3 protein-coding genes are annotated in these 4,151 nt (G+C 71.9%); all 3 read right to left on the bottom strand.

The annotated features are described in order from the left end of the window. Window positions 1-139 precede the first annotated feature (139 nt). Complete coding sequence (locus E3T48_RS14595; RefSeq protein WP_134524766.1) at window positions 140-793, bottom strand: response regulator; 654 nt, start codon at window positions 791-793, stop codon at window positions 140-142. 322 nt (window positions 794-1,115) lie between these two features. Beyond that, window positions 1,116-1,742, bottom strand: a complete 627-nt coding sequence (locus E3T48_RS14590; protein WP_134524765.1) for a thymidine kinase — start codon at window positions 1,740-1,742, stop codon at window positions 1,116-1,118. Window positions 1,743-2,423: 681 nt separating this feature from the next. Next, a complete protein-coding gene (locus E3T48_RS17500) occupies window positions 2,424-4,091 on the bottom strand; it encodes a hypothetical protein (RefSeq protein ID WP_174844182.1) in 1,668 nt (555 codons plus the stop codon). Window positions 4,092-4,151 lie beyond the last annotated feature (60 nt).

The following is a 4,151-nucleotide window of genomic DNA, read 5'->3' as shown; positions in this document are numbered from 1 at the left end:
CGCTTCCGCCTGGGCGGGCGGTCGGGTCGCACGGCGTCGGCAGCGTCTGCGCCGCCGGCCGAGCCTGCGCCGTCGGCCGAGCCTGCGCCGCCGGCCAAGCCTGCACTCACGGTGCCGTCGTGCGCGGTGCGGTCGGGACTCACGGCTGCCCGGGAATCGGCAGGATGCCGTCTTCCAGCGCCCGCTTGTAGAGGTCGATCTTGGTGTTGGCGGGACGGCCGACCCGCTCGTATTTGGACCGAACCCGACGGATGTAGTCGATCACCGTCAGTTCGGACAGCCCGGTCTGCGACGCCACCAGTGGCGCCTTCGCCCCGGCGGCGTAGAGCGAGAGCACCTGGCGCTCCCTAGGGCTCAGCGCCGCGTCGGCCAGGTCCGGGTCGCCGTCGAGGGCCGCAGCCCATTCGGTCGAGGCGATCGTCTCCCCCACCGCCGCCCGGCGCACCGCGTCGAGCAGCACCACGGTGGGTTCGGACTTGCGCACCACGCCGAGCACTCCGCTGCGGGCGGCCGCCCGCATCAGCAGGGCGTCGTCCCCGGCGGTGAAGGCGAGCACGGCGGCATCCGTCGCCCGGAGCCGGTCGACGTTGCTGGTGACGGTGGAGTCGTCGGACAGGCGCAGATCGAGGATGACCAGGTCGATGCCTTCGGCCTGGGCCGGGGCGGCAAGCAGTTCGGAGACGGTGGCCACCGTGGCCACGACGTGGATTTCGGGGATGGTGGAGAACAGGTCGGCGAAGCCGCGCGCAACGATTTCGTGGTCATCGATCAGGGCGACTCGAAAGCGAGCCATATTCGTTCCTTCGTCGGGGGTTTTTCTGGACCTGCTGCAACGAGTGTGCCACGCCTGCGGCCGGATCGACACCGTTGGCCCCCGGAGTGGTGCCCTAAGAAATGACGGCTTCTCGGCCCGTTTCAACCCTCGTAGGGTGTAGCTCGGGGGAAACCGCTGGGGGGTTGGTGGGGCGCTCGCGATACGGCAGCTGACCGGATCGCCTGAGCGCCCCTTCTCCGATTTTGGGCGGGCCGCACACCACGCGCTGCCGCCGTCGCTGCCGGGCGCGCTGCCGCCGTCGCTGCCGGGCGCGTTGGGTCGGATGTCCCCTCCTGCCGGCTCAGGCGTTGCCGCGGCTGCGGTTGTTCAGCACGCCGCCGCTTTCTTCGAGGTAACAGGAGCCGCACAGCGACTCATAGGTCACTTCGGTGCCGTCGATGGCCACCTGGTCGCCGTCGAAGACGAAGACGCCGTCGATCTTGCGCCCGTTGAAAACGGCCTTGCGCCCGCAGCGGCAGATCGTCTTCAGTTCCTCGAGACTGTGCGCCACCTCGAGCAGCCGACGGCTGCCCGGGAACGCCACCGTCTGGAAGTCGGTGCGGATGCCGTAGGCGAGCACCGGGATGTTCTCGAGAATCGCGATCCGGAGCAGGTCGTCGACCTGCGGCTCGGTCAGGAACTGGGCCTCGTCGACGAGCAGGCAGCTGACGTCGAGGCCCGACTCGGCGAGCACCCGGGCGCGATGCTCGGCGAAGGCGGTGAAGGCATCCGCCTCGGGGGTGAGCAGGAAGTCGACGCCGCGGTTGACGCCGAGGCGGGACAGGATGCCGCGGTCGCCCTTGGTGTCGACCGACGGCTTGGCCAGCAGCACCTTGTGCCCGCGCTCCTCGTAGTTGTAGGCGGCCTGGAGCATCGAGGTGCTCTTGCCGCTGTTCATCGCCCCGTATCGGAAGTACAGTTTTGCCACTTCTACGAACTCCGCCCCTCGGCTAATCTCGTGCCGCTCATCTGTGCGCCGCTCATCTGTGCGCCGCTCTCATACGATCAAACGGATGTCCGTCGGCCGGCCTCACTCAGCGTACTGGCCCCGCGCCCGATCGGCTCCGGGTCGGCCCGAGTCGGTCCCGGATCGGCTCCGGGTCGGCCCCGGGTCGACGCCGGATCAGCCGCGGATCGCCCCCGGGCTCGCGCGCTGGACCGGAGATTTTCGCGACACGCCGTCTGCGCGGGCGCGACACCCCGCGTCGCGCGAAAAACTCCATCCCCAACGTTCGCGCCGGTTCGCGAACGTTGGCGACGGGCGCTCACCGGATCGGCCCCGGGTCGGCCCCGGATCAGCCGCGGATCAGCCGCGGGCTCGCGCGCTGGACCGGAGATTTTCGCGACACGCCGTCTGCGCGGGCGCGACACCCCGCGTCGCGCGAAAAACTCCATCCCCAACGTTCGCGCCGGTTCGCGAACGTTGGCGACGGGCGCTCACCGGATCGGCCCCGGGTCGGCCCCGGATCAGCCGCGGATCAGCCGCGGGCTCGCGCGCTGGACCGGAGATTTTCGCGACACGCCGTCTGCGCCGGCGCGACACCCCGCATCGCGCGAAAAACTCCATCCCCAACGTTCGCGCCGGTTCGCGAACGTTGGCGACGGGCGCTCACTGGGCCGTCCCCAGGCTGCGGCGGATGCTCGTGGGGCCGCGTTCGTCGTCGAATTCGAGCATGAGCAGCGGCCGACGCGTCGAGACGCGCACCCGGCCGAAGACCACCCGGAGCACGCCGAGGTAGGGGCGAAGCAGCCGGCGCAGACTGCGTTCCGGCAGGTCGATGCCGACCTGGATGGTGACGGTGGCGACCCGGCGGTCCCGGGCGGCGAGTTCGGCGACCGTGCCGGTAGAGCCGGTTGCCGTGCTGGTCGAACCCGTCGTCGTGCCGATCGAGCCCGTCGTCGTGCCGATCGAGCCGGTTGCTCCGGTTGCCGAGCCGGTCGAGCCGGTCGTGGTGGCGATCGAGCCGGTCGGCGTACCGGTCGGGCCGCTTGCTCCGGTTGCCGGGCCGCTCGATCCGGTGGTCGAGCCGCTTGCTCCGGTTGCCGGGCCGATCGAGCCGGTGGCCGAGCCGATCGAGCCGGTTGCCGTGCCGGTCGAGCCGCTTGCTGCGGTTGCCGTGCCGATCGGTCCGGTGGCGGCGTTGAGGGTGCGCGGCGGGCGGCCGGGCGGGCCGGTCGGACGGTTGGGGCCTGAACTCGTCCTGGCTGTTCCGACGGCGGCAGTCAGCTCGCCGAAGCGGTCCAGGAGTGGGCGGCGGCGGGCATCCGTGCCGTCGGCGACCTGCACGACCAGGCTGCACGGGTCGAACCCGCGGGCCGAGCAGAGCGCGCCGACGAGAGCCGCGATCGCCGCCCGCTGGTCGGCGGTGAAGGCCGTGGCCCGGTGCTCCGGGTCGGCGACGACGAGCAGCGGGGTGGCGCCGCGTTCGAGCAGGACGGCGCGTTCGCGGTCAACCACCGTGTCCAGCCAGGTCTTGTCGATGTCGCGCACCAGTTGCCTGCGCAGGGCGCCGGCCAGCTCGCCGGCCCGAACGATGTCGGCCCTGGTGACCTCGCGGCGGTCGAGCACGCCGTCCAGCAGCGGGAACACGCCGGCTCCGAGGCTCGCCCACTGCTGCTCGACGACGGAGCGGACGACCTGGCCTCTGCTCTCCTCGGTGCGGGCGGCGATGGCGCGACGGGCATCCGTCTGCCAGGCCAGCAACAGCCGCACGATGCGCCGCGAGTACGCGGCGCCGGCGAAAGCGGGCGCCAGCACCTGGCTGACCGCGACGATGGCGTAGATGACCGCCGGCACCGTGATGCTGAGGAACGGCGCCTGGGGCACGGTGACCGCCGCAACGACTGCGGCCGCGACCGCCCCCGATAGCGCGATCTCGCGCCACGGCCGGTAGGGCGCGAGCGCGAGCAGGAGGAGTCCGATGCAGAGGGGCCCGAAGTCGTCCTGGATCAGGGTGTTGTGGCCCCACCGGGCGGCCTGGTCGAGCAGGTGCGCCGAGACGGCGAGGCCGACCATGACCAGGTGCAGGGGACGGTCGAACGGCGCATGGTCGGGCCGGCTCGCGGCCACCAGAGTGCCGGCCGCGGCGACGGATGCCACGATGGCGAGCACGGAAAGCAGCGGATGCTGGATCTGGCCGGCCTGCAACACCGTGGCCGTGCCCGTGTAGGCGACGACGATCAGCGCGACGACGGGCGCGAGCGGCCAGGCGGCGAGGGCGCCGAGCGGGTCGAGGCGCTGCTGGGTGAGGGGGGCCTCGTGGGGAGAAGAGGTCATTGTGGAGCCTGCCCGTCGGGCGCTGCGAGGGTCGCGGGGGTGGGGGCCGGCGGGGCGGGC

It is taken from the genome of Cryobacterium fucosi (assembly GCF_004403515.1).
GTDB lineage: Bacteria > Actinomycetota > Actinomycetes > Actinomycetales > Microbacteriaceae > Cryobacterium > Cryobacterium fucosi.
The sequence above is the reverse complement of the archived record's forward strand: the minus strand, read 5'-3'. Positions and strand labels throughout refer to the sequence as shown.

Excerpts from the sequence above, each read along its gene's own strand:
- E3T48_RS14595 (WP_134524766.1), bottom strand. The coding sequence starts at position 793 with ATGGCTCGCTTTCGAGTCGCCCTGATCGATGACCACGAAATCGTTGCG.
- E3T48_RS17500 (WP_174844182.1), bottom strand. The coding sequence starts at position 4,091 with ATGACCTCTTCTCCCCACGAGGCCCCCCTCACCCAGCAGCGCCTCGAC.